This is a genomic window from Mycobacterium attenuatum, assembly GCF_900566085.1.
Taxonomy (GTDB): domain Bacteria; phylum Actinomycetota; class Actinomycetes; order Mycobacteriales; family Mycobacteriaceae; genus Mycobacterium; species Mycobacterium attenuatum.
Genome location: NZ_UPHT01000030.1, coordinates 30,876 through 57,687, shown reverse-complemented (window position 1 = coordinate 57,687; position 26,812 = coordinate 30,876). Strand labels below are relative to the sequence as shown.

Below are 26,812 nucleotides of genomic sequence, written 5' to 3'. Positions count from 1 at the left end.
CAGACCGATCCGGCAGAACCTCCGCCAGGTGATCGAGTCCGACACCTCACGACACAGAGACTCATCGCCCAGCCGATAGCGGAACTTCAAAAACATCAGCCGCAGATAGGTCTTCATCGGTGTCGACGGCCCACCGATCCGCGGGTCGAAGAACGCTACGAACGGCGCGAAGAACGCCGCATCCTCCAACAGCGCGTCCACCCGCGCCATCTCCTCGGGCAACCGCCGCACCTGCTCGGGCAGGATCGACTCCCACAACGACGGCTGATCACCTACAGTACGAAACATGATGGCCTCAATCCCTTCCGCAACAAGGGCATTGGGGCCAACTTTCCTGTTCAGCAGCGCTAACCGCGGATCGACCCGCCGACTTTTTCAGGTCGAAGTAGGCTAGGTGCACACCTCGATCGCGCGCCGATCACGGACCCAACGGAGGGGGGCCTGCAGTGAGATGGGCAACCGTCGCCGCGCCACTTGCCAGCTGTGTCCTCACCATCGCCGTCACGCCGAGCGCACTACCGCCGGCAGCACACGCGAAAAACGGTGACACACACATCACCGGCGAGGGCCTCGAGCAGACCCTCGACTGCAACGATTCCACCCTGTTCGTCAACGGCACCGCCAACATCATCACCGCCAAGGGAACGTGCTGGGCGGTGACGGTGATGGGCTCATCCAATACCGTGGTTGCCGACACGGTGATCAACGACATCACCGTCTACGGTTGGGATCAGACAGTGTTCTTCAAGAACGGTGATCCGTTCATCTGGGATCGCGGCCGTGAACTCGGTATGGTCAACCGGCTCCAGCGAGTGGGCCCCTAAGGAATCGAGGAGCCGATGCGCGCCCATGTCCCTGCCGTCCGGCTGTCCGCGATCGCTCTGACACTGGCACTCGGCGCGACGGCTGTCGGACTGGTCGGCTGCAGTTCAACGGCCAATCCCCCGCCGACCACCAACAGCTCCGGAAAGCCCACAACCGCGACGAGCAGCGGAACGGCGGCGCCGTCCACGTCGAGCGGGCCCCCGACGACCGCGTCGATCGAGATCGGCAACATGCTGAACTACGGATCGATCGGGACGACCGCCACCCTCGACTGCGGCGACGGGAAGTCGCTGAATGTCGCCGGCTCGGAAAACACCCTGACGGTCAACGGCACTTGCTCGACGGTGACCATCGGCGGCACCAACAACAAGATCACCTTCGACAAAATCGATCAGCACCTGAGCGTGCTGGGGCTCAACAACACCATCACCTACAAGCACGGTGACCCGAAGGTCGACAACATCGGTTCGGGTAACACCATCAACAAAGGCGGCTGACTCGCCGGGGGCCGTCACGTCATGCCGGGGCACCGTGGCGACCGGCGCCCGCGGTAAAGCGTGCAGCCCCCGTCGACGCCTCGGCCGCCACCCGGGAGATGCTGGCGAATTCCAGATCGAGCGCCGCTGATTCGGGCAGACCCCATTGGTGCAGCGCCGACAACCGATCCGATCGCAGGCATTGCTGCGGCAAGGCGGCCAACTCGGCCGCCAACGCCTCGGCGGCCTGCCTGGCCTGCCCCTTGGGCACCACGCGATTGGCCAGTCCCATCGCCAGAGCCTCATCTGCCCGCACGGGCCGTCCGGTAAGGATCATGTCCATGGCCCGGCTGTGTCCGATCAGCCGCGGCAACCGCACTGTGCCGCCGTCGATCAACGGTACTCCCCAACGGCGGCAGAACACCCCGAACACGGCATCCTCCTCGGCCACCCGTAGGTCGCACCACAACGCCAATTCCAGACCACCGGCTACGGCATGGCCGCTGACAGCGGCAATCACCGGCTTGGACAACACCATTCGTGACGGACCCATCGGACCCGGGCCCGTGCGGTGCACGGCATTGGCCTCCGAGGTGCCGAATGCCTTCAAATCGGCCCCGGCGCAAAAGGTTCCGCCGTTGCCGCACAGGACCGCCACCGCAGCGGTGTCGTCGCGGTCGAATTGCTCGAATGCCGAATAGAGCGCGGCGGCCGTCGGGCCGTTGACCGCATTGCGCGCCGCCGGCCGGTTGATGATCACCGTGGTCACCGGGCCGGTTCGCTCCACTTGCACCACGTCGCTCATGTCGCCTCCAGAAGTTGAGTCGGGTCAAGCCTTTTCGCCAGCTCGGTGGCAAAATCATGGTATGCCGCGCGCAGCCGGACACCCGGCCACTGCGCAGGCAGCAATTCGGCGGGCAGCATCGGGTCAGTGAGCAGATGACGGACCATCGCGGCGGCCACCACGAAGCGACCGGGAATGTCTGCGGCCTGCGCGATCTCGGCCAGCAACTGCTCGCCGGCGTCCGCCCAGTCGGCGAGGTCCCATAGCCGCGCCGCCAGCTCAGCGGGTGCATCGTCGTGCGCGCTGAGCACCCGGACCTGGCTGGTGATACCAGGGGGAAGTTCGAGGTCGAGGTTGTCGGGCCGCAGCCACACCCCTTCGCGTAGTTCACCGAACCGCTTGTCCTGCAAGGCGGTTCGCAACGCAGCGCGGGTGCGAGCGTCATTGCCGACGCTGGTGATCACCACCAGGCGCCAGGAGCCGTTCCAGTCGCGGACCCGCGGGCGCATAGCCTCGTCCTGGCGCCGCTGGCGGGCCAGCAACCGATCCGAAAGCCGGTAACCGTCGGCGGATCTGATCAGGTCGCCGGTGCTGACCATGCGGGTCAGCGCCACCCGCAAGGTGGCCTCCTTGATACCGAAATCGGCTGTCAGCCTGACAAGTTTGCCGGCACTGGCCCACGCGGGGTGCGCACCGAGCAGCAAGCTGAGCACCACTGAGCGAGCTGTCATGCGCGCCAGCGATTTCGGCATCGAGCTACACTCCGGACGCTTTCCGGCCGTAGTCGCCAAACGGCTCGTCGCGGTGCTTGACCGCATCCCGGAAGCCATGCTCCACCGCGTCGGCAACAAAGGCGTGCCCTTCCGGCGTGTGCCGGGCGATCCCGTCGAACACCGTGCTGACCATCCTGCTGGTGGCCACGCCCTGTTGCAGCAGAGCCGAATTAAGTGCCAGCTTGATCATGACCAGCTGATTGACCGGCAGTGCGGCGATCCGCTGCACCAGTCGCTCCGTCCGTTCGTCGACGTCCTTCGGATCCGGCGCCTCGACCGCGAGACCCCATTCGGCCGCTTGGGCACCGGTGATGCAATCGCCGGTAAACAGCAGGCGCTTGGCGCGCTGGTCGCCGAGCCGATGTGCCCACAAGCCGGCTGCGGGCACACCCCAGACCCGCGTCGGCGGGTACCCGATCTTGGCGTCGGCCGCGGCGATCACCTGGTCGGCATGCAACGCGATGTCGGTGCCGCCGGCCACGCAGTAGCCGTGGATCTTGACCACCGTCGGCTTGTCGGCATGCATCAGGCTGGAGAACCCGCGCACGAACCGGCTCATCATCTGATAGTCGATCATCGGGTCCCACGGCTGATTGGGCAGGTGGTTGACGGCCTGGGTCTTACCGTCGAGCACGGTGCCCTGGTAGGCGCCGGTGCCGCCGGCCGAGCCGGTGCCGTCCGCGTAGGCCGACAGGTCAAAGCCCGCGCAGAAACCCGACCCTCGGCCCGACACCAGAATGACGTGCACATTGGGATCGAGATCGGCGCGCTCCACCAACGCCGCCAGCTCCAGCGGAGTGTCAGCGACGATTGCGTTGCCCTTTTCTGGTCGATTGAAGGTGATCCGGGCAACCCGGTCAGTGACCTCGTAGGTCATGGTTTTCAGGTTGTCGAACTCGACCGGCCTGATCACGTGGATCATCCCTTGACTAAAGCACGCTCCAGTACGGGTGCTAGATCCAGCCCGGTCGGCATGGTGCCGAACGCCCCGCCCCACTGACCGCCGAGGCGGGTGGCCAAGAACGCCTCGGCAACGGCCGGATGCCCGTGGCGCACCAGCAGCGAGCCTTGCAGCGCCAGGCAGATGTCCTCGGCTATCTTGCGGGCGCGGTATTGGATGGTGTCCAGGTCGCCCAGCTGTTCCCGCAGCCACTCGACATGGCCGTCCAAGCGGGCATCCTGGCCCGCGCTGGCAGCCAGGTCGTCGAACAGCACCTCGACACATTCGGGCCGAGTTGCCATGGCCCGCAACGTGTCCAGGGCACTGACATTGCCCGAGCCCTCCCAGATGCCCATCAGCGGCGCCTCCCGGTACAGCCGGGGCATGCCTGAATCCTCGACATAGCCGTTGCCGCCCAAGCATTCCAGCGCTTCGGCGGCGTGCGGAGTGGACCGCTTGCACACCCAGTACTTGCTGGCGGCCAGGCCGATACGGCGCAGCAGCGCTTCTTTCTGGTCGCCGCGGGCCGCGTTGTCGGTGGCACCGGCCATCCGCATCGCGACAATGGTCGCGGCCTCGGCCTCGACGGCCAGATCGGCCAGCACGTTACGCATCAGCGGCTGGTCGATCAGGTAGGCGCCGAATGCCTTTCGGTGCTGAGCGTGGTGGATGGCCCGGGTCAGGCCGGTGCGCATGCTGGTAGCACTGCCCAGGGTGCAGTCCAGGCGGGTCAGGTTGACCATTTCGATGATGGTCGGGACACCCCGGCCCTCCTCGCCGACCAGCCACGCGATGGCACCGTCGTATTCGACTTCGCTGGAGGCGTTGGCGTGGTTTCCGAGCTTGTCCTTGAGTCGCTGCAGGAACATCCGGTTGCGGGTGCCGTCGGGAAGGATCCGCGGCAGCAGGAAACACGACAATCCGCCCGGCGCCTGCGCAAGGACCAGGAAGATGTCGCACATCGGCGCCGAGGTGAACCACTTGTGGCCGGTCAGCCGATAAGTGCCGTCAGCGTTGGGGCTGGCCTGCGTGGTGCCGGCGCGCACATCGGAACCGCCCTGCTTCTCGGTCATCGACATGCCGGCGGTGATACCGGCTTTCGCGGTGGCCAGCTTGAGCTCCGGGTCGTACTCGCGGCTGGTCAGCAGTGGCTCGTAGACGGCGGCCAGCTCGGGGTTGTGGCGCAGCGCCGGTACCACGGCATAGGTCATCGAGATAGGGCAGATATGGCCGGGTTCGACGGTCCACACCGATGTCTTGGCGGCCCGCACGACGTGGGCTCCCGGCCGGTCGTCGGCCCACGGCGCGGCGTGCAGTCCGTGCACGATCGCGGTGCGCATCAGTTCGTGATAGGCCGGGTCGTACTCCACCTCGTCGATACGGTGACCCACCCGGTCATGGGTGTGCAGCAGCGGCCGGTTGCGGTCCGCCAGTTCGCCCCAGCGCTGCGCCTCGCGGCTGCCTGATAGCGCGCCGAGTTCGTTGATTTCGTCCAGGCCCCAATGTCCGCCCTCGCGGATCACCGCCTCGAGGAGCATCGGAGAAGTCGCGGGATTGTGGTTCTCCAGCGGCGGGACCTGATTGGCGACGACGTGGGTGTCTGGCATGCCTCCAATATTACATTTTTCCCACAACCGTACAAGCGATGTAACAAGCCGGCTTCAGCGGGGATGGGCGGCGAAGAACTCCCAGAGTATTTCGGTGGCCTCCGGCGGCCATTGATGGCCGCCGTCGGCAACGCTTACCAGCACTACGCCGCGGTTGTCGACACATCCGGCGGCCGACCTGGTGATCCGACCACTGGTCGTGGTGACGGGGGCCGTGCATTGATCGACGTTGCGCCAGAACGCATTCAATTCCTCGACCGGCGGCCCGTCAATATGGGCAAAGCCCGCGCCGGGCCCGCCGAAATAACGGACCAGCGGATCTCCGGTGCCATGAATATGCATGACCGACACCAGATGCGGGGACGGGCACGGGTCGAGCTGCGTTCCCGAAACGGGGCCGATCGCGGCGAAGATCCCGGTGTTGCAGGCCAGGGTGTAGGACATGATGGCCCCGTTGCTCATCCCGGTGGCAAAGATCCTGGCCGGGTCGACGGACAGGTTTGCGCTGATGTCGGCAACCGCGGCGCTGACGAATGCGACATCGTCGACACCCTCGCGTGCGGACCGGCCGCAGCAGCCGCCGCCGTTGGCGTTCCAGGCCCTGTTGAGACCGTCGGGGTAGGCAACGACGAATCTCTCCGAATCTGCCAATTCGTCCCAGTCGTAAGATCTTTCGGCCTGGCGGGCACTGCCGAACCCGCCGTGGAGCATGACGACCAGCGGGGCGGCTCGCGGCAGGTCTGCGGGCTTGTAGAGCCGGTAGGAGCGCCGGACGCCGCCACCGTCAATGGTGTGGATGCTGGTGCCGTTTCCAAACCCGGTGGGTGGCGGCGCCTGGCCGGGTGCGCAGCCAGCCAGCAGCCCAACGACGCCCAGCAGCGTGACGAATCGGCGAACCATAAGTTCACGGTAGGCCCGCGAGGGTGCGTAAACGAGCCTTAAATGAACCGTGAAATCAGTCGTGGACTTTTTCCCGCAGAAACGCGATGTCGTCCTTGCGGCCCTCGTCGGCGGTTTCGCAGATCACCGGCGCGCCGGCGGCTCGGACCACCGCGACGAGGTAGTCGGGATCGATCTGACCCGTGCCGATGTTGGCGTGCCGGTCAGCGCCCGAGCCGGCGGCGTCCCTCGAGTCGTTGCAGTGCACCAGGTCGATGCGGCCGGTCAGGGCCTTGATGCGGTCGACGGCGTCGATGAGTGCTTCACCCGCGGCCCACGCATGGCAGGTGTCGAGGCAGAAGCCGATTCCCTTGTCGCCGATGTGATCCCATAACCTGCCGATGGTGTCGAAGTGGCGGGCCATCGCATGGTCGCCGCCCGCGGTGTTTTCCAGGTACACCGGCACGTCTGTTTCGAGGTAGTCCAGCGCCTTGACCCAGCGGTCGAAGCCGGCCTGCATGTCGTTGTCGTCGGCATGGCCGCCATGCACGATCACCGCCGTCGCGTTGATGGCCGCGGCCGCGTCGCAGGTGTCCTGCAGGATCTTGCGCGACGGGATGCGGATGCGGTTGTTCGCCGATGCCACATTGATGAGGTACGGCGCATGGACGTAAAGCGGGATGGTCGACGCTTGCAGTGTCGCGGCGTCATCGCGCGGCTTGGGCTTCTTCCAGCTCTGCGGGTTGCCGAGGAAGAACTGCACCACGTCGGCGCCATCCGCCTGCGCGGAGGCCAGGGGATCGTCGTTGCGCACGTGCGAACCGATGAGCACGACGGCCAGTCTAGTGGGTCGCCTTAGCCTGGCGAGCAGACGCAGAAGCTCCCGACACGCCGTGCGTGGGGACACCTTTGCGACTGCTCGCCGGACTGCGCAGGTGGTATTCGATGCGGTCCGCGAGGCCCACCGGGTCGCCGCGAATGTCGTCGACCGTCATGGGGATGCTGGTCCAGCCGCATTCCTGCAGACGGGCGGTTTTCAGCCGGTCGTGGACGAGAGCCTCGCGGCTCACGTGCCACTGGATGCTGTCGTACTCGGCCGTGACCATCGCGTCCGGCCATGCGAAGTCGACGCGCCAAACTCTGCCGTAACGGTCCACAACGGCATACTGCAGCTGCGGCAACGGTAATCGGTTGTCGATGAACACAAGTCGCGCCTCGCTCTCCATCGGTGACTCGGCACGACCGTCGGCGTAGTCGATCAATTCGCGGACGCCGACAATGCCGCGGCGGCCTCGCTGCTCGCGGATCGCCGCATCCAATTCGCCTCTGGCGCATGCACCAACCCGCAACGCAGCATCGAGGGTGGCCAATGCACGCGGCCGAGGCAATGTCCGCGAGACTTTCGATCACTGTCCACGCCGGCGCTGTCGCAAGCCGGCCCGCTACCCGTCGCAGCGGTGCACCGATTCGCTGATGCACCATCAGACCCGCCGACGGCCGCATCCGTACTCCCGGATCAAGGATGTGCAGCCGCGATGTGTTCTCGGTATCGAAGCCATACAGCGCCGCCGCGGTTCCCATGCAGGCGACTATCGGCTTGCCGGCGAAAGGTCCAGGGCGGCCAGCTTTCCCAATGCGTCGGGTTCACTGCTCGCATAGACACCATGGCACACCCGAATCAGCATGCCCGCCTTCACTAATCCGGCCAGGCGTTTGCGGCTGATGACGACCTGCAGCTGTTGCGTGGTAGCCAAACCGCCATTAGCTGCGATGAACTCGTCGACGAGCATGCGCTGATGCTGTCTCGGGTGGGCCGGGAGCGAAAGTCAGCGCTGTGCATCGTCGCCGCGAGCAGCCACAAAGCCCCCGACACGCCGAGCGTGCGGGGGCTTTGGTGGCTGCTCGCGGAATTACCGGTAGTCGCTGTAGCCGTAGTCGTCCAGCGGAACCGCAGCACCGGTGGCCTGGCCGAAGTCCGGGCTGTAGTACTGATCCTCGTAGGACGGAATCGTGTACGCCGCTGCGCGGGCTTCCTCGGTCGGCTGCACCGCGATGTTGCGGTAGCGGTTGATGCCGGTACCGGCCGGGATCAGCTTGCCGATGATCACGTTTTCCTTCAGACCGTTGAGCTTGTCGCTGCGGCAGTTGATCGCCGCATCGGTCAGCACTCGCGTGGTCTCCTGGAACGACGCCGCCGAGAGCCACGAGTCGGTGGCCAGCGACGCCTTCGTGATTCCCATCAGCACCGGACGGCCCGCGGCGGGCTCGCCGCCCTCGGCCACCACCCGGCGGTTCTCCGCCTCGAACTCCGCGCGATCGATCAGCGAGCCGGGCAAGAACTCCGTCGAGCCCGAGTCGATGATGGTGACCCGGCGCAGCATCTGGCGAACGATCACCTCGATGTGCTTGTCATGGATCGACACGCCCTGAGCCCGGTAGACCTCCTGTACCTCACGGACCAAGTGGATCTGCACCTCGCGGGGACCCTGCACCCGCAACACCTCGTGCGGATCGGCCGAGCCTTCCATCAGCTGCTGGCCCACCTCCACGTGGTCGCCGTCGGAGAGCACCCGCTCGGAGCCGTCCTCGTGCTTGAACACCCGCAGCCGTTGCCGCTTGGAGAGCTTGTCGTACACGACCTCCTCGCTGCCGTCGTCGGGCACGATGGTGATCTTGTAGAAGCGTTCACCGTCCTCGAGGCGCACCCGCCCGGTGACGTCGGCAATCGGCGCCTTACCCCGGGGCACCCGGGCCTCGAACAGCTCCTGGACCCGCGGCAGACCGCCGGTGATGTCCTCACCGACACCACCCTGGTGGAAGGTACGCATGGTCAGCTGGGTGCCGGGCTCGCCGATGGACTGGGCGGCCACGATGCCGACCGCTTCACCGATGTCGACCAGCTTGCCGGTGGCCATCGAGCGCCCATAGCACGTCGCGCACACGCCGGTGCCCGTGGTGCAGGTCAGCACCGAGCGCACCTTCACCTGCGTGATCCCCGCGGCCAGCAATGCATCGATCTCCGGGTCACCGAGGTCCTCGCCGCGCGCGACGACGACGTTGCCCGCCTCGTCGACCGCGTCGATACCCAAAGTCCGTGCATACGCCGAGGTTTCGATGTACGGGTCACGGATCAGAGCCCCGTCGGGCTGACGCTCGGCCAGTTCCACGACGATGCCGCGCTCGGTCTGGCAGTCATGCTCACGGACGATGACGTCCTGGCTCACGTCCACCAGACGACGGGTCAGGTAGCCCGAGTCAGCAGTACGTAACGCAGTGTCGGCCAAGCCTTTTCGTGCGCCGTGGGTGTTGATGAAGTACTCCAGCACGGTCAGGCCCTCACGGAACGACGACTTGACTGGACGCGGGATGAACTCACCCTTGGGGTTGGTCACCAGACCCTTCATGCCGGCCAGCGTCCTGGTCTGGGTGAAGTTACCCGTGGCACCCGAGTCGACGATGGTGATGATCGGGTTGTCGCTGGGGTAGTGCTCCCGCAGCGCCTGGCCCACCTCGTCGGTGGCTTCCTTCCAGATCTCCACCAAGGCCTCGTTGCGCTCGTCGTGGTTCAAAGCACCACGCTGGAACTGCTTTTCGACCTTGTCAGCGCGCTCCTCGTAGCGGTCGAGGATCTCCTTCTTACGCGGCGGTACCAGTACGTCGGCCATCGAGACCGTGACGCCGCTTCGGGTCGCCCAGTAGAACCCGGCGTCCTTGAGCTTGTCGACGGTCTGCGCGACGACGATCATCGGATAGCGCTCGGCCAGGTCGTTGATGATCGAAGCCTGGACCTTCTTGTGCATCTGCTTGTTGACGAAGGGATAGCCCGGCGGCAGTAGCTCGTTGAACAGCACGCGGCCCAACGTGGTCTCGGCGATCCAGGGTTGGCCCGGATGCCAGCCGTCGGCGCCGAACAGCTCGGTCTCGATCTCGGCGGGCGGCCGCAACTGCGTCAGCCGCACCTTGATCTTGGCGCGCACCGAAAGCACACCGCGGTCCGACGCCATGATGGCCTCCGCCGGCGACGAGTACACACCGGACTCCGGGCTGTCCCCGGCGGCCGGCTGGTATTCACCCAAGGCGGCGTCGACCTCGGTGGTCAGGTAGTACAACCCGGTCACCATGTCCAGTCGGGGCATGGCCAGCGGGCGGCCAGAAGCGGGCGACAGGATGTTGTTGGACGACAGCATCAGGACGCGGGCCTCGGCCTGCGCCTCGGCGGACAGCGGCAGATGCACAGCCATCTGGTCGCCGTCGAAGTCGGCGTTGAACGCCTCACACACCAGCGGGTGCAGCTGAATTGCCTTGCCTTCGATCAGCATCGGCTCGAAGGCCTGGATGCCGAGCCGGTGCAGGGTGGGCGCACGGTTCAGCAAGACCGGGTGCTCGGCGATGACCTCTTCGAGGACGTCCCACACCTGCGGACGCTGACGTTCCACCATCCGCTTGGCGCTCTTGATGTTCTGCGCGTGGTTCAGGTCGACCAGCCGCTTCATCACAAAAGGCTTGAACAGCTCCAGCGCCATCAGCTTGGGCAGACCGCACTGATGCAGCTTGAGCTGCGGGCCGACCACGATGACGCTGCGGCCCGAGTAGTCGACACGCTTGCCGAGCAGGTTCTGGCGGAATCGGCCCTGCTTGCCCTTGAGCAGATCGGACAGCGACTTCAACGGCCGGTTGCCCGGGCCGGTAACCGGACGACCGCGGCGGCCGTTGTCGAACAGCGCGTCCACCGACTCCTGCAGCATCCGCTTCTCGTTGTTGACGATGATCTCGGGTGCGCCGAGGTCGATCAGCCTCTTGAGCCGGTTGTTGCGGTTGATCACCCGGCGGTACAGGTCGTTCAGGTCCGACGTGGCGAAGCGGCCACCGTCGAGCTGCACCATCGGACGCAGCTCCGGCGGGATGACCGGGACGGCGTCGAGCACCATGCCCATCGGCGAGTTGCCCGACTGCTGGAAGGCCGCGACCACCTTCAGCCGCTTGAGGGCGCGAAGCTTCTTCTGCCCCTTGCCATTACGGATCACCTCACGCAGGTTCTCGGCCTCGGCGTCGATGTCGAAGTTCTCGATGAGCTTCTGGATGGACTCCGCTCCCATGGCGCCGGTGAAGTATTCGCCGTAGCGGTCCTGCAGCTCGCGGTAGAGGTTCTCGTCGACGATCAGCTGCTTGGGCGCCAGCTTGGTGAAGGTGTTCCAAATGTCTTCCAGCCGGTCCAGCTCACGCTGTGCCCGGTCGCGCAGCTGACGCATTTCGCGCTCGCCGCCGTCGCGCACCTTGCGCCGCGCATCGGCCTTGGCGCCCTCGGCCTCCAGCTGGGCCAGGTCAGCCTCCAGCTTTTGGGCACGCGCTTCCAGGTCCGCGTCCCGCTGATCCTCAACGGCCTTGCGCTCCACCATCATTTCGGCCTCGAGTGTGGACAGCTCGTTATGCCGCATCTCCTCGTCGACGGCGGTGATCACGTACGCCGCGAAGTAGATGATCTTCTCGAGGTCCTTGGGCGCCAGGTCCAGCAGGTAACCCAGCCGCGACGGCACACCCTTGAAGTACCAGATGTGGGTGACGGGTGCGGCCAACTCGATGTGGCCCATCCGCTCCCGACGCACCTTGGCGCGCGTCACCTCAACACCGCAGCGCTCGCAGATGATGCCCTTGAAGCGCACCCGCTTGTACTTGCCGCAGTAGCACTCCCAGTCGCGAGTCGGTCCGAAGATCTTCTCGCAGAACAGGCCGTCCTTCTCCGGCTTGAGCGTGCGGTAGTTGATGGTCTCGGGCTTCTTGACTTCGCCGTAGGACCACTGCCGGATGTCCTCAGCGGTGGCCAGGCCAATGCGGAGTTCATCGAAGAAGTTGACGTCTAGCACGTAACTCCCTTTCCCCTTGCGGGTTTAGTTACTTCCAAGAAGGTTCAGGCCAAATCCTCGACAGATGCGGATTCATTGCGGGACAAATTGATTCCCAGATTTGCCGCTGCCCGTTCCAGGTCCTCGTCCTCGCCCTCGCGCAGCTCGATGGCCGCACCGTCGGAGGACAGCACCTCGACGTTGAGGCACAGCGACTGCAGCTCCTTGAGTAGCACCTTGAACGACTCGGGGATGCCCGGCTCCGGGATGTTCTCGCCCTTGACGATCGCCTCGTAGACCTTGACCCGGCCGACGGTGTCGTCGGACTTGATGGTCAACAGCTCCTGCAGCGTGTACGCCGCGCCGTAGGCCTGCATGGCCCAGCACTCCATCTCACCGAACCGCTGCCCACCGAACTGCGCCTTTCCGCCCAGCGGCTGCTGGGTGATCATCGAGTACGGGCCGGTGGAGCGGGCGTGGATCTTGTCGTCCACCAGGTGGTGCAGCTTCATGATGTACATGAAGCCAACGGTTACCGGGTACGGGAACGGCTCGCCGCTGCGGCCGTCGAAAAGGACCGCCTTGCCGTCGCCGTCGACCAGCACGTCGCCGTCGCGGTTGGGCAGTGTCGAGGACAACAGGCCCTGCAGCTCGGCTTCCTGGGCGCCGTCGAACACCGGAGTCGACACGATCTGGTTCGGCTCGGCGCTGCGCAACGCTTCGGGCAGGTTGGCCGCCCACTCGGGTGAACCCTCGATCTGCCACCCGCTGTGCGCGCACCACCCCAGGTGGGTTTCCAGGATCTGGCCGATGTTCATCCGTCGCGGCACACCGTGGGTGTTCAAGATGATGTCCACCGGGGTGCCGTCCGGAAGGAACGGCATGTCCTCGACGGGCAGAATCTTACCGATGACGCCCTTGTTGCCGTGCCGTCCGGCCAGCTTGTCGCCGTCGGAGATTTTGCGCTTCTGGGCCACGTAGACGCGGACCAGCTCGTTGACGCCGGCGGGCAGCTCGTCGTCGTCCTCGCGGGAGAACACCCGGATGCCGATCACCTTGCCGGACTCGCCGTGCGGCACCTTCAGGGAGGTGTCGCGGACCTCGCGCGCCTTCTCGCCGAAGATCGCCCGCAGCAGCCGCTCCTCCGGCGTCAGCTCGGTCTCACCCTTCGGGGTCACCTTGCCGACCAGAATGTCGCCATCGCGGACCTCGGCGCCGATGCGCACGATGCCGCGCTCGTCGAGGTCCGCAAGCACCTCGTCAGAGACGTTGGGGATGTCTCGGGTGATCTCCTCGGCGCCGAGCTTGGTGTCGCGGGCGTCGATCTCGTGCTCCTCGATGTGGATCGAGGTGAGGATGTCCTCCTCGACCAGCCGGTTGGACAGGATGATCGCGTCCTCGTAGTTGTGGCCCTCCCACGGCATGATCGCCACCAGCAGGTTCTTGCCCAGCGCCATCTCGCCGTTCTGGGTACACGGACCGTCGGCAATCACCTGACCGGCCTCAACGCGGTCGCCCGCGTCGACTATCGGGGACTGGTTGGCGCAGGTGCCGTGGTTGGAGCGGGCGAACTTGCGCATGCGGTAGGTGTGCCGGGTGCCGTCGTCGGCCATCACGGTGATGTAGTCGGCAGACACCTCCTCGATCACCCCGGACTTGTCAGCGACGACGACATCGCCGGCGTCGATGGCCGCCCGCAGCTCCATGCCGGTGCCGACCAGCGGTGCCTCACTGCGCACCAGCGGCACCGCCTGACGCTGCATGTTGGCGCCCATCAGTGCCCGGTTGGCGTCGTCGTGCTCGAGGAACGGGATCATCGCGGTGGCCACCGACACCATCTGGCGCGGCGAGACGTCCATGTAGTCCACTTCGGAGGAGGCGACGTATTCGACCTCGCCGGCCTTGCGGCGGACCAGCACGCGCGGCTCGACAAATCGGCCGTCAGTGTCGATCGGCGAGTTGGCCTGCGCCACGACGTGGCGGTCCTCCTCGTCGGCCGTCAGGTAGTGGATCTCATCCGTAACAACTCCGCTGACGACACGTCTATACGGCGTCTCGATAAAGCCGAACGGGTTGACCCGCGCGTACACCGACAGCGATCCGATCAGGCCGATGTTCGGACCTTCCGGGGTTTCGATCGGACACATGCGGCCGTAGTGCGACGGGTGCACGTCGCGGACTTCCAGGCCGGCGCGCTCCCGGGACAGACCGCCGGGGCCCAACGCCGACAGGCGGCGCTTGTGGGTGAGGCCCGACAGCGGGTTGTTCTGGTCCATGAACTGCGACAGCTGGCTGGTGCCGAAGAACTCCTTGATCGCGGCGACCACCGGGCGGATATTGATCAGCGTCTGCGGCGTGATGGCTTCGACGTCCTGAGTGGTCATCCGCTCGCGGACCACCCGCTCCATCCGCGACATGCCGACCCGGATCTGGTTCTGGATCAGTTCGCCCACCGTGCGCAGCCGCCGGTTGCCGAAGTGGTCGATGTCGTCGGTTTCCACCGGGACCTCGATGCCGCCCGGGACAGTCATAACAGCGGGCTGGCCATCCGTACGGGCGTGGTGTAGGCGCACCAGGTACTCGATGGTGGCGACGACGTCTTCTTCGGTCAGCGTGGTGGTGGTGATCGGATGATCGGTGTTGAGGCCGAGCTTCTTGTTGACCTTGTAGCGGCCCACGCGGGCCAGGTCGTAGCGCTTCTCCTTGAAGAACAGGTTCTCCAGCAGGGTCTGCGCGGACTCCTTGGTCGGCGGCTCGCCCGGACGCAGCTTGCGGTAGATGTCCAACAGCGCTTCGTCGGTGCCGGCGGTGTTGTCCTTTTCCAGCGTCGACATCATGATCTCGGAGAACCCGAACCGCTCGGTGATCCGCTCGCTGGTCCAGCCAAGGGCCTTGAGCAGCACGGTGACCGGCTGGCGGCGCTTGCGGTCGATGCGCACGCCGACGGTGTCGCGCTTGTCGACGTCGAACTCCAGCCAGGCGCCCCGGCTGGGGATCACCTTGACGCTGTGCAGCGTCTTGTCGGTGGACTTGTCGATGGTCTCGTCGAAGTAGACACCAGGCGACCGGACGAGCTGGCTGACCACCACGCGTTCGGTCCCGTTGATGATGAACGTGCCCTTCTCGGTCATCATCGGGAAGTCACCCATGAACACCGTCTGGCTCTTGATCTCACCGGTGTTGTTGTTGATGAACTCGGCCGTCACGAACAGCGGGGCCGCGTACGTCATGTCCTTGTCTTTGCACTCGTCGACCGGCGCCTTGACCTCGTCGAAGCGCGGGTCGGAGAAGGACAGCGACATCGACCCGGAGAAGTCCTCGATCGGCGAGAGCTCGTCGAGCACCTCTTCCAGGCCGCCGATCGGGTTCGCATCACCCCGCGCGGCGGCGGAGTCGCGCCAACGCTGGGAGCCGATCAGCCACTCGAATGAGTCGGTCTGCACGTCCAGCAGCCCCGGAACCTCCAGCGGTTCGCGAAGCTTGGCGAAGGAAACCCGATTAGGCGCTCCCGGCACGGAGCTGTTTGAAGAACTTTGCGGGCGACTCTGAGTGGGGCTAGCGTCTGTGTTGCTTTGGCGGAAATCAGCCAAGATGCGTCCTTCCAGCACCTCGTGCGACTACCAGCCGGCGGTTCGCCGGACCTGTTCGCCGCAGATAATTGTGTCGGTTCGGCCGGCGAACGAACTGTCCGGATCTCACGCACGCAACCGAACAACTGAGCCAGGAACGGGGCTCAGGCAAGACCACAATGTCAAGTGGCGGGTGAGGTGGGCAGGAGGTAGCCAGCGCAACGTCCTACACTAGCGCAGGACAGCGCATTCCTCAAATACCCAGCACGACGTGTCCCCGGGAAGCGGCGCTGGCTGGCTTTTCGGCTTGCCCTGGTACAGGTACAACACATGCTGCCCAACAGATTGACCCGTTTACGCCGCGCCGTCAAGGGGGACCGACGGCGAGTTACCGCAAGTTAGCGTGAAATCTTTCCCACCGGCCGGCGGCGACGGCGGTGACCGTTAGCCGAGTCATTGGCATCAGATTGCGTGGTCAGCCGCCATCGCCTGCAAGATGCGGCGGTGGTCCGGCGACGGCGGGGCGCCTAGCCGCCGAACTCGCTCGCGTGGTACTTATGCGTGCCCTCGAGATCATCGAGGATCGCCTGCTGAGCCTTCTTCGGCAAAGTGTGCAGCATCGCGCGCACCCGCGCCTGGCGCCGGGCGACCGCTTTGCGTTCCGGCATCCCCGGGGTCGCGGCGATCTGCGGCGGTACGCCCTCAATCTCCTCGACACCGCCGGCGTGGTGACCCGCGTCCAGTAATGCCTGCTCTTCGGCCATGGTGGCCTCGTCCTTCTCCTCGGACATGCCGATCGGCCCGATACGCCGGCCGTTGAGGAACTGCCGCACCACCGGTTCGTCGCTGGTCAACAGCACTTCGCGAGGGCCGAACATGACCAGATGCTTGCGGAACAACATGCCCATGTTGTCCGGCACCGTGCGAGCGATGTTGATGTTGTGGGTCACGATGAGGATGGTGGCGTCGATCTGGGCATTGATGTCCATGATCAGCTGGCTCAGGTAGGCGGTACGGACCGGGTCCAGACCGGAGTCGGGCTCGTCGCAGAGAATGATCTGCGGATCCAGAACCAGCGCACGGGCCAGGCCGGCGCGCTTGCGCATACCGCCGGAAATCTCGCCGGGGAATTTCTTCTCGTCGCCACTCAAGCCGACCAGCGCCAGCTTCTCCATGACGATGTCACGGACCTCGCTTTCCTTCTTCTTGGTGTGCTCGCGCAGCGGGAAAGCGGTGTTGTCGTAGAGGTTCATCGACCCGAACAGCGCGCCGTCCTGAAACAGGACGCCGAACAACGTCCGGATCTCGTAGAGCTCCTTGGCCGAGCACTCGATGATGTCGGTGCCGTCGATGAGGATGGAACCGCGTTCGGGACGCAACAGTCCGATGAGCGACTTCAGGAACACCGACTTGCCGGTACCCGAGGGGCCCAGCAACACGCTGACCTCCCCGGCGGGGATCGTGAGCGTGACGTCCTCCCAGATCCTCGAGGAACCGAAGGACTTCGTGAGTCCGTTGACCTCGATAGCGACGCCCATGGGAAATCCTTCCAACGCTCGACATTTTCAAGATGCCCGCCACCTGCAATTTTATGTGGCTTGAGTCACTGTAGCGCACGGCTGGGCCACGACATCAGGGTTGGATACATAACAATCCCCGCCGAGGCCGGCGGCCGGCGCCGGGGTGCCTCAAGGCGTCGCCGGCGCCCAGTTGCCGTGGAAGCCCATCGGTACCCGCTGCGGCAGATGAACGGTGGCCATCAACTCGCACGTCTGGGCGTCCAGCAACAATAGCTGGCCCTCGTCGCGGTCGCGGTGATAGCCGTAGCCCATCAGGATGCCGTCGTCTTCGGCGCTGTCCCCGGAAGCAGCCGGCGGGTTCGGAACGAAACACATCTCGCCGATCAACAGGGCGGAATCCAGCGGCGCGACACGGCGGGATCCGGTTTGATAGTCGTGCTTGTACAGCGAGGTTGACATCTCCGTCGTTCCACCGGTGACGTAACCGCCGTCCACGCCGAGGGTGTAGCCGAAGCGATGCCGAGCACCCAGCAAGGTCTCGTTGATCCGCGGAAACTCCTGCGGCCGGTCGTCTCGGCATTCGGTGGCGACGGCGCCGGTGGCCAGGTTGACCGTCCAGCGGTCCAGCGCTGGACGGGTGTCGCCCGGGCCGCGCCGGTCGCGATCGAACATCCGTGAGTACCGCACCACATCGAGCACCAGCACCTCAGATCCGTTTCGGGTTTCGGTGTAGGCGTTGAGCGGGTGATAGACGTAGCAGGGTTCGATGTCGAACCACCGCACGTCCCGATTGGCTCCGTTACGCGGCATGACGCCGAGACGGGCCGGATAGTCCGGGTTCCAGGCGTACGGCATGCGGTCCGACGGTTTGGGGTTGCGGTTCATCATCACAGCCATCGGTCCGGGCACCCGGACATGACCGATCAGGGCCTGCATCACCAGCTGAACCGGCAAGCTCAGCCAGCGCGGCATTTTGGCGGGCAGCACCTGCGACGAGTCGAAGGTCACCGGCAGGTCGTAAATCACCACGTAGTCGTCGGTCAGCGAGAAGTCGTGCATCATCGGCGACCCGGTCACGTCGATGTCAACGGTGCGACGCGCCCGCCCTCGGGTATCGATCACCGAGTACTGCACCGTCCCACCGCGGGCAAACGAATAGGACACGGCGTGCAGTTCGCCGGTTCGGGGGTCGCGGTGGGGATGGGCCGTGTAGCCGCCGTGCAGGGTGCCGTCGAAGTCACATGTTCCGACGGTGTCGAGGTCCTCCGTGAGCTCGTAGTTGGCGACACCGCCTTCGACCAGCGCCAACGTGCGCCCGGCGTGGGTCAGCACGCTGGTGTTGGCACCCAGCGACAGCATGCCCGCCCGCGGGTCAAGCCGCGTTGGCGCCGGCTCGCCGAGGGCCGCGCAGACCGGCAGGCTGCGTACCCAGCGGTTGCGATACCAGCGGGCTTGCCCGTCGCACAGCGCGACGCCGTGGACCATTCCGTCCCCACTGAACCAGTGGTAAACCGCGGGATCCACCTCGGCGACGGGATTGGGGCCGTTACGCAGATAGCGTCCGGCCAGATGCTCCGGAATATGCCCGGTGACCTTCAGGTCGGCAGCGGTCACCTCGGTATGCACTGGCGCCATGAAGCCCTCGAGGTACGGGTTTCGCGATTCGGCGGTTCGCATCGTAGTCATTGACCGAGCTCCTATAACATTGTTATTTCAGCGTTATTCGGACGGTACGCCGCGGATGAGAAGATGGCAAGGATGGTTGAGCAGGTCCCGGGCAGCATGCGCAGTGTTCGTGACGAAATGGTGCGTGCCGCCGTTGACCTGCTCGACGAGCACGGACCCGATGCCCTGCAAACCCGCCGGGTGGCCGGAGCCGCCGGAACCTCCACCATGTCGGTCTACACCCACTTCGGCGGAATGCGGGAACTTATCGCCGCGGTCGCCGAAGAGGGATTACGGCAGTTCGACGCCGCGCTCACGGTGGCCCCGACGGCCGACCCCGTTGCCGATCTGTTGGTTGTCGGAGCGGCGTATCGGCGCTATGCCATCGAGCGGCCGCACATGTATCGGCTGATGTTCGGCAGCACCAGCGCACACGGCATCAAGGCACCGGCTCGCGACGTCCTGATGCTGACGGTCGTCGAAATCGAGCGGCACCACCCGAGCTTCGCGCACGTGGTGCGCGCGGTGCACCGCTCGATGCTGGCGGGCCGAATCACCGTCGGCTCGGCGGCCGGCGGGGGCGACGTATCGGACCAGGCGGTGGTTTGCACTGCCGCACAATTCTGGGCGTCGATCCATGGGTTCGTGATGCTGGAACTGGCGGGATTTTTCGGCGAAGAGGGCACGGCGATGGAGCCGGTACTGAGCGCGATGACCACGAATTTGCTTGTTGCCCTTGGTGATTCACCCGAACGGGTGCGGCAGTCACAGCGGTCGGCGCGCGGCTGAGCACGCAAAAGCCCCCGGGTGCTTCCCGGGGGCTATCGCGCGTGAACTTACTTGACGGTGACGGTGGCGCCGGCCGCCTCCAGCTTGGCCTTCGCGTCGTCGGCGGCCTCCTTGGCAACCTTTTCGAGCAGCGGCTTGGGCGCGCTGTCGACCAGGTCTTTGGCCTCCTTGAGGCCCAGGCCGGAGACGATCTCGCGGACAACCTTGATGACGCCGATCTTCTTCTCGCCGGCGGCCTCGAGGATCACGTCGAACTCGGACTGCTCCTCGGCGGCCTCGGCCGGTGCGCCACCGGCGGCGGGACCGGCCGCGGCGATGGCGACCGGTGCGGCCGCGGTGACCTCGAAGGTCTCCTCGAACTTCTTGACGAAGTCGGAGAGCTCCAACAGGGTCATTTCCTTGAATGCGTCAAGCAGTTCGTCTGTCGAGAGCTTGGCCATGGTGTGGGTCCTTCCTGGTTTTCGGGTTTATTCGGCTGATGTCGGTTCTGGAGCCGGGGTTTCAGGGGCGGCTGCAGCTGCGGCAGGTTCTGCCGCGGCCCGCTTTTCCTGCAAGGCTGCCGCCAGTCGGGCTACCTGCGAGGCGGGGGCGTTGAACAGCCCGGCAGCCTTGGCGAGATTGCCCTTCATCGCGCCGGCCAGCTTGGCCAGCAGCACCTCACGCGACTCCAGGTCGGCAATCCGCTCCACCTCGGCAACGGTCAACGGATGGCCGTCCATGTAGCCGCCCTTGATGACCAGCGCCTTGTGCTCCTTGGCGAAGGTCTTGAGGGCCTTGGCCGCGTCGACCGGCTCTCCGGTGACGAAAGCGATCGCCGTCGGGCCCACGAACAGCTCGTCGAGGCCTTCGATACCGGCCTCGGTGGCCGCCCGCTTGATGAGGGTGTTCTTGGCCACGGAGTAGGTCGCCGACCCGCCCAGCGATCGGCGCAGTTGGGCCAGGTTAGCCACCGTCAAGCCGCGGTATTCGGTGATAACGGTCGCGCTCGAGGTCTTGAAGCGCTCTGCGATGTCTGCAACGGCGGTGGCCTTGTCAGCCCTGGCCATGCATTACCTCCTACAAGTGTGCGACGTGACGTCTGCGGCCACCTCGAAATGCGGGCACCAGCCAGGAATGACGAACGCCCCGGCGCAGGAAGCGGCACGGGGCGTAACCGATGCACCAACGCTGCCGCCGGTGCTGATGATGCCTCGTCCTCCTGCGTGGGCCGCCGGGATGTTCCCGGACCTTAAACCGATTGCTCGGTGGCCGACGGTCTTCGGTGGATCGGCAACCACAATAGCGTCACCTGCTGGATGGGCCAAACCGCGTGCGCCGTGGGTACCCGGCGGCATCGAGTGGGCTTCCACGGCTTCGGATGTGCGTGCAGGCGCCGACACGGCCCGTGGATTCAGGACGTCGCCGCCCACGTCGCATGGGGCAGAAGGGCCGGACCGTCGCGGCGCCGGCTAGCCGAGCCCCACCAGCCGCGCCGCGCCGACCAGCCCGGCCGTGCCGCCGAGCTGCGCCGGCGCTACCCGCAACCCGGCCAGAAAATCCAGCCGCGCATAATCGCTCAGCGCCGCCCGCAACGGGTCGAACAGCAGGCGCCCGGATTTGGCCACTCCCCCACCGATGACCACGAGGTCCAGATCGCACACCGCCCCGACGGAAGCGATCATCGCGGCCAGCGCGGTGGCGCCCCGGCGAAACGCGGCCAGCGCCACCGTATCGCCGGCCGCTGCTGCCCCGGCAAGCTCCTTTGCTCCGGCGCCCCGCGGCGCGCACCAGCCGTTGTCACGCGCCCAGCGCACCATCGACGGGCCGGAGGCGATGCTCTCCACGCAACCGCGGCCACCGCAGGCGCACTGCGCACCATCCTCGTCGACCACGACGTGACCGACGTGACCGGCGTTTCCGGTGCGGCCGGGATAGGGAGCGCCGTCGAGCACCAACCCCCCGCCGACACCGGTAGACACCACCATTCCGAGCAGGAAGCGGGCGCCCCGTCCCGCGCCAAGCCAGTGCTCGCCGAGCGCCATACACACGCCGTCGCCGCCGAGCTCCACCGGCACGCCGGGCACCACCGCCGAAACCCGGTCGCGCACCGGAAACCCCCGCCACGACGCGATGTTGATCGGGCTGACGGTTCCACGATGCCGATCTATCGGACCGGCCGACGCGATGCCCACGCCACCAACAGCGCCACCCGCCGCGTGCAGTGCGTCGGCGATCATCGCGGCAACCACGTCCCACACCGCCTCAGCTCCTTCGGCGGCCGGAGTACGACGTTTGGCCGTGTGCACCAAGTCGCCGCTGGGGTCGGCCAGGCCGGCGGCGATCTTGGTGCCACCGATGTCAAGGCAGAGGGTATGCATCAGTGCCGGTGGGTGTTGTCGGGTTGTCGGGGGTCGCCGGGATGCTCATAGCCGGGAGCCAACCGCACCAGCGCGGCCCGGCGCGCGTCCAGCCACATGCGGAAAGCTCGCCGTCGCGCGGCGCCCAGCAGATGCCGCGCGATCACCGGCCGCACCTGCTCGAGCGGCGGGCCGGCTACCGCGGGAGCACACCAGCCGTTGACCTCGGGGCGCGGCTGGGCGAACCGCAGCGGATTGCGGGCGTGGTAGTCGGCCACCTGGTCGTCGGTGATGACGACCGCGGCGGTGACGTCAGCGAACAGTGCCCGCGCTCGCGGATCGGCCAGCACCGCCGCGGCGACGCTGCCGATCTCCAGCTGGGCCGCCACATCCGGCAGAAGTTCGGCCTCGGGCGGGGCAGCTGCCGCAGTGAGTCCGCGTGCGGCCGCCTCGGCGGCGATCACCCGCTCGGTGACGATCAGCTGAGTCAGCCAGCGCCGCAGCTGGCGTCCCTCGCTGGTGCCGGTGAGCGGCAGCGCGCCCGCACCTGGACCGTTGCGTAGCCATGCTTCCCGCGCGTCGACATCGCCGGCGTGGACGGGGACTCCGGCGACGCTCGCGACCGGGTCGGCGCTCACGTCACCGCCACCTTCACCGCCGGGGAGTAGAGCAGCCCGCCGGCGCAGCCGACCCGCACCAGCGCCCACCACCGGCCGGGCTCCAGCCACGGCGGGGGGGCCACGTCGAACACCAGCTCGGCCGCCCCGCCGGCGGGCAAGACGGCGCCCTGTACGGCCGGCCCGAGCCACTCCCACGTGCCCCACGGGCTGATCAGGTGGGCCTCGACGGCCAGTTCGGCCCCGGCACGGCTACCGACCGTGACGGCCAGGCGAGCCGAGTCGCCGGCGGCCACTTCGATGTCGGCGGGTCCGTCAAAGAAGTAAACAAGTTCGTCGAGCTGTGTCCCGACCGCCAGCACGCACACATCCTCAACCACCTGTCGCCAGGCGGCCGGCAGTTCACCGCCGGTGATGGCCAGCTGCGCCCGCACCGGATACAGCCCGGACGGGGCGCCGGCCGGGATTTCCACAACGACATCGGTTTCCAGATGCTCACCGGCTCCCAGGGTGAACGGCAGCCGGGCCGGTGTCACCGGCCAACCGCCCGGTGACACCACGTCCACCACGCCACCCACCACGGAGTCGGTGCAGTCGCTGGCGGCGGTGAGGCGCAACACCACCCGGTCACCGGGTTCGGCCGTCACGTGCCGGGGATGTAGGTAGGCGGCGGCCGGCAGTCCGCCCAGGGGGGCCGGGCCACGGTTGTGCAGCCAGTAGCGTGCGAACAGTGGCTGAGCCGTCTCGGCGTGCGGCGCTAACTCGGTATCGCGCGCCGGCCCGCTCATATCGAGTCGGGCCACTACGGTCGCGACCTGGTAGCCATGCAGCTCGATTGATCGCTTGCGCTGTCGTGGGGATTCCAGCAGGTCGGCGAACTCGAGTCCGCCTACCTTGCCGAGCTGTGAGCCGATCCTTACGCGGGTCGCGGCCCCGAAGGTCTCCACCAGCCGCATCACCACCACCGCGGGATCGACGGGCCGGGCGCTGCCCTCCGCCAGCGGGTTGCCCGCCGCTTTGAGCGCCCCGAGGTGCACCGAGTCGGCGGGCTCCACGTGCAGCAGCGAGCCCAGTCCCGGCAGCCCGGCCGCAGATATGTGCTGGGCGACCGCGATCAGCGGATGCGCGAACTGCGCGCTGTGTGTAGGGATTTTGGCAGCCCGCCAGTCTCCGTCGGCGCCGACCAGCGCGTAGTCGAAATCGTGCGTCCAGTGCTGAAGCTGGAAGTTGGAGCCGTCGGGCGCGGTGCGCCGCGGTTCGTCGATCCAGACGCCGGAGGGCCAGCCGGTACAGGAGCGCAGCAGCGCGGTGTGCAAGGTGCCCTCGGAGTCCACGGCGAAGCTGGGCATACCGCGGTTGAGCAGCGCGACCGTGCGCGCCTCGAAGGGACCGATGTTCGGCGGAGCCTGCTGGCTGACCGCGATCTCGGCGTCGGCGAGGTCGGCGACCACCGACGCGATCGCGCCGGCCAGGCTGTCGTCGTCGCGGCCGTCGATCACCAACACTGGCAGCGCGCGCGGCGCCCGCAGGTCGGCGCCGGGCACCCAAACCTCCGCCAGTGGCGTCATGGCCGGCACCCACACCCTGGCCTGACCCTTATCCGTCAGCTGGCGTTCGAGTTCGGCGGTGTACACCGGGTCGGCCTCGGCCAGCACCGCCTTGGTGAACACGTTGCGATCGGGCCCGCCCAGCGCGATGCGGGTGTCCGGCAGGTTGGAGTCCACGTCGAGGTTGCCGTAACGCGGTTTGTCCGCGCCGCTGCACGTGGCCGTGACGCCGGCCCGAACCAACGCGACCATGAGCTCGCGCGCCATCGGGCCGGACATCGTTTCGCAGGGCGACACCACCTCGGCGACCGAAACCGCCCGGACGGCGTCACTGCCGACGCGTACCCGCGCCGCCGACGACAAGCCGAACCAGCCGTAGGCCGGGTTGTCCAGCGTCCACAGGTGCTCGGCGGTATCAACCGACCGGGCGCCGTCATGCAGCAGCGCGAAACCGCGCCCGACGACGGCATCCCCTACCTCGCTGACGGGCATGGCGCCCGGGACCGGACACGGCCAGCGCAGCCGCAGCAGGCGGTCTTCGCCGGTGAATCCGTCGACCCGGGTGCGGCAGTCCACGCGGGCCACGCCGTTCCACAGAGTCACGGTTTGGGTGTAGCGCAAGACCGTGCCGATCCGGCCGCGCACCACCAGCCGCTGGCCCAGCGGGCAGCGGTAGGCCTGCACCCGAGCCCGCGATTCCGACGAACAGACCACCGGGCCCTTGGGTAGCAGATGCCACGGGCCCTCGCCCTGGGTGGGATGCGAGGGGTATTCCTCGTAGACGGCGAGCTCGTTGCCTACCCGACCGTCGGCGATCAGCTGACGACCGTCCTGTACCAGCGACACCACCCCACCGCCGCGTGCGGGGTCGACGCTCAAGCGGTAATGCTCGTTGGCGATCGCTGCACCGGGCGCGGGTTGCCAGCCTGTGGCTGGGTCAGCCGGGATCAGCCGGTAGGACCGCCAGCCCAGCGACGCGACGTCTCGCGCCAGCCAGGTCACCGACTGCCCGTCGTGCTCGACAAGCGCGGGGACCCGCGAGCCGTCGCGGTCACAGACCTGCACCCCCGCGCCCAGCGGCGCCACGAGCCGGACCGTGACGACATCGGTGCGCCGCTGGGTCAGCGGGTTCCATACGATCACCGAACCCTCCGGGGCATCGACGGCCTCCGACAGCAATGCCAGGGAGTTGTCGCGGGCGGTGCGGCCGATTTCCCAGGCGTCACGCCAGCCGGTCAGCAGATCGAGGTAAACCTGGTCGGATTCGGACCCGGTGATCGCGTCGTGGTGTGCGCCGTAGGCCAGCTGCACCCACGCCTTGGCCAGCGCCGCCTGCGGATACCGGGCGCCGGCCAGCAACCCGGCGAACACCGCAAACCGCTCGGCGTCCAGCACCGTGTTTTCGGCGGCCCGGTTAGCTTGTTTGGTGTCGATGTACGACACGTCCTTGCCGGTGTAGATCGGATTCATGTCGCGCGTCTGCGGCGAGGGAACCGCGCCGCGCTCGGCCAATTCGGCGCGCACCGCCGCGAAGAATTCCCGCGGCAGTCCGCACACGAAACGCGGCCACGTGTAGCGCGCAGCCCAGTCACGGTGGATTTCGGTCACCCACTTGTTCGGCGGGGTGTAGTCGGTGCCGACCGGCAGCAGCACGTTGCGGGTCAGCGCAACCCTCTTGAGCTCGTCGAAAAGGGCATAAGTGGCCTCTTCGGCCTCGGCCAGAAAGACCGCGGAGTCCATCCACCAGCCCGCCGAATAATGCGCCGGCATGTAATGGGTGAGCAATCCGCGGCCCGACGGCGAGATCCACTCGAACTCACTGGAAAACTGCATACGGTCGACCCCGCCCTGGGCCGGGCCCCACTGATGGTGTGGCCCGCGAGCCCACGAACTCGACGTCAGGCCGGCGTCGGCGGCCATCCCGGGGAATTGCGGGTCGTGGCCGAACACGTCGAGCTGCCACGCGGTGGCCGGATCGGCGCCTAGTACATGCCGCTGAAAGCCCATGCCGTGCACCAGGTTTCGGATCGTCGTCTCCGGGCTGGTGAGGTTGGTGTTGGGCTCGTTGTAGGTTCCACCCATCACCTCGACGCGGCCCTCGGCAAGAAACCGGCGCAGGTCGGCGCGGTCCTCGGGGTGGGTGTCCCAGTACGGCTTGAGGTAGTCGACTTCGGCGAGCACGAACTTGTAGTCGGGGTCGCGGCGCGCCAGCTCCAGATGGGCGCGCACCAGTTCGAAGCCGTTGGCCTGCCTGGCCCGCCCCGGCGGATCCTCACGCCACTGGCTGGTGTAGCCGGCCTGGGTGTTCCACCACACCGGGTCGTAATGAAAGTGGCTGACCATATACATCGTCCAGCCGGGCTCGGCCACCGTGAACTCGAAGGCCAGATTCGATGCCTCGGCATGCACTCGTGCGCGCCGCTGCTGACCCGCGACGGGTTGGTCGACGGCAACCGGGACCTCGACCATGATGTCGCCGCTGACGGCGACCGCCTCCCCGCGCAAACCGTCGCCGTCGATGCGGATCGGCGTGGTTTCGGTGCATTCGGCGACGACGACGCGGGCCAGCTGCACCGGCGCGGTCGGCGCGCCGACGAACAGCTCGGTCGACTCCGCCGAGACCACCCGCATGACCGCACCTTACG

At 66.6% G+C, this 26,812-nt stretch carries 19 protein-coding genes and 1 pseudogene; 3 read left to right on the top strand and 17 right to left on the bottom strand.

Translation table 11 applies throughout. The features are described from left to right. Positions 1-288 (bottom strand): transposase (locus EET13_RS04790; protein WP_136623107.1); only part of this gene is annotated, 288 nt, incomplete at its 3' end. A 158-nt stretch (positions 289-446) separates the two neighbouring features. Here EET13_RS04790 and EET13_RS04785 point away from each other — a divergent pair. Continuing rightward, a complete protein-coding gene (locus EET13_RS04785) occupies positions 447-824 on the top strand; it encodes a DUF3060 domain-containing protein (RefSeq protein WP_122441217.1) in 378 nt (125 codons plus the stop codon). Positions 825-839: 15 nt separating this feature from the next. Then, positions 840-1,322 (top strand): DUF3060 domain-containing protein, encoded by a 483-nt coding sequence (locus EET13_RS04780; RefSeq protein ID WP_122441216.1) that lies wholly within the window; start codon positions 840-842, stop codon positions 1,320-1,322. A 19-nt stretch (positions 1,323-1,341) separates the two neighbouring features. Here the strand turns inward: EET13_RS04780 and EET13_RS04775 are convergent, their stop codons facing one another. From EET13_RS04775 to EET13_RS04725, 11 genes and pseudogenes are all read right to left on the bottom strand, one after another. Beyond that, complete coding sequence (locus tag EET13_RS04775; protein ID WP_122441215.1) at positions 1,342-2,106, bottom strand: crotonase/enoyl-CoA hydratase family protein; 765 nt, start codon at positions 2,104-2,106, stop codon at positions 1,342-1,344. After that, a complete protein-coding gene (locus EET13_RS04770) occupies positions 2,103-2,825 on the bottom strand; it encodes a PaaX family transcriptional regulator C-terminal domain-containing protein (RefSeq protein WP_122441221.1) in 723 nt (240 codons plus the stop codon). Before EET13_RS04770 ends, EET13_RS04775 begins: the two co-directional genes overlap by 4 nt. 16 nt (positions 2,826-2,841) lie before the next feature. After that, entirely contained in the window at positions 2,842-3,780 is a 939-nt protein-coding gene (locus tag EET13_RS04765; RefSeq protein ID WP_122441214.1) for a crotonase/enoyl-CoA hydratase family protein, read from the bottom strand. Further along, positions 3,777-5,405: an acyl-CoA dehydrogenase family protein gene (locus tag EET13_RS04760; RefSeq protein WP_122441213.1), complete on the bottom strand. Its 1,629-nt coding sequence runs from the start codon at positions 5,403-5,405 to the stop codon at positions 3,777-3,779. The genes EET13_RS04765 and EET13_RS04760 overlap by 4 nt, the downstream gene beginning before the upstream one ends. Before the next feature lie 54 nt (positions 5,406-5,459). Continuing rightward, positions 5,460-6,305: an extracellular catalytic domain type 1 short-chain-length polyhydroxyalkanoate depolymerase gene (locus tag EET13_RS04755; RefSeq protein ID WP_122441212.1), complete on the bottom strand. Its 846-nt coding sequence runs from the start codon at positions 6,303-6,305 to the stop codon at positions 5,460-5,462. 55 nt (positions 6,306-6,360) lie between these two features. After that, positions 6,361-7,116 (bottom strand): deoxyribonuclease IV, encoded by a 756-nt coding sequence (locus EET13_RS04750; protein WP_122441211.1) that lies wholly within the window; start codon positions 7,114-7,116, stop codon positions 6,361-6,363. Positions 7,117-7,396: 280 nt separating this feature from the next. Then, positions 7,397-8,074 (bottom strand): annotated as a pseudogene (locus tag EET13_RS04745) (type IV toxin-antitoxin system AbiEi family antitoxin domain-containing protein); the annotation flags it as partial. Positions 8,075-8,194: 120 nt separating this feature from the next. Beyond that, the gene (locus tag EET13_RS04740; RefSeq protein ID WP_122441210.1) at positions 8,195-12,145 is read right to left on the bottom strand and encodes a DNA-directed RNA polymerase subunit beta'; all 3,951 of its coding nucleotides are present in this window, start codon (positions 12,143-12,145) and stop codon (positions 8,195-8,197) included. A 44-nt stretch (positions 12,146-12,189) separates the two neighbouring features. Beyond that, positions 12,190-15,714 carry a DNA-directed RNA polymerase subunit beta gene (gene rpoB, locus EET13_RS04735; RefSeq protein ID WP_122441220.1) on the bottom strand — a complete coding sequence of 1,175 codons (3,525 nt, stop codon included), beginning with the start codon at positions 15,712-15,714 and terminating at the stop codon, positions 12,190-12,192. A 506-nt stretch (positions 15,715-16,220) separates the two neighbouring features. Further along, positions 16,221-17,231 (bottom strand): ABC transporter ATP-binding protein, encoded by a 1,011-nt coding sequence (locus EET13_RS04730; RefSeq protein ID WP_122441209.1) that lies wholly within the window; start codon positions 17,229-17,231, stop codon positions 16,221-16,223. A 150-nt stretch (positions 17,232-17,381) separates the two neighbouring features. After that, positions 17,382-18,899: a carotenoid oxygenase family protein gene (locus tag EET13_RS04725; protein ID WP_122441208.1), complete on the bottom strand. Its 1,518-nt coding sequence runs from the start codon at positions 18,897-18,899 to the stop codon at positions 17,382-17,384. 63 nt (positions 18,900-18,962) lie between these two features. Between EET13_RS04725 and EET13_RS04720 the strand changes: the two genes are divergently transcribed. Then, on the top strand, positions 18,963-19,667 hold the full coding sequence (locus tag EET13_RS04720; protein ID WP_122441207.1) for a TetR/AcrR family transcriptional regulator: 705 nt from the start codon (positions 18,963-18,965) through the stop codon (positions 19,665-19,667). A 47-nt stretch (positions 19,668-19,714) separates the two neighbouring features. Here EET13_RS04720 and rplL read toward each other — a convergent pair whose 3' ends face one another. From rplL to EET13_RS04690, 5 genes are all read right to left on the bottom strand, one after another. Further along, on the bottom strand, positions 19,715-20,107 hold the full coding sequence (rplL, locus tag EET13_RS04715; protein ID WP_122441206.1) for a 50S ribosomal protein L7/L12: 393 nt from the start codon (positions 20,105-20,107) through the stop codon (positions 19,715-19,717). 27 nt (positions 20,108-20,134) lie between these two features. Continuing rightward, positions 20,135-20,713, bottom strand: coding sequence for a 50S ribosomal protein L10 (gene rplJ, locus EET13_RS04710; RefSeq protein WP_122441205.1), 579 nt, complete (start codon positions 20,711-20,713; stop codon positions 20,135-20,137). A 402-nt stretch (positions 20,714-21,115) separates the two neighbouring features. After that, complete coding sequence (locus EET13_RS04700; protein WP_122441203.1) at positions 21,116-22,024, bottom strand: ROK family protein; 909 nt, start codon at positions 22,022-22,024, stop codon at positions 21,116-21,118. Continuing rightward, on the bottom strand, positions 22,024-22,641 hold the full coding sequence (locus EET13_RS04695) for a DUF7158 domain-containing protein (protein ID WP_122441219.1): 618 nt from the start codon (positions 22,639-22,641) through the stop codon (positions 22,024-22,026). Before EET13_RS04695 ends, EET13_RS04700 begins: the two co-directional genes overlap by 1 nt. Then, positions 22,638-26,798: a glycoside hydrolase family 38 N-terminal domain-containing protein gene (locus tag EET13_RS04690; RefSeq protein WP_122441202.1), complete on the bottom strand. Its 4,161-nt coding sequence runs from the start codon at positions 26,796-26,798 to the stop codon at positions 22,638-22,640. Before EET13_RS04690 ends, EET13_RS04695 begins: the two co-directional genes overlap by 4 nt. Positions 26,799-26,812 lie beyond the last annotated feature (14 nt).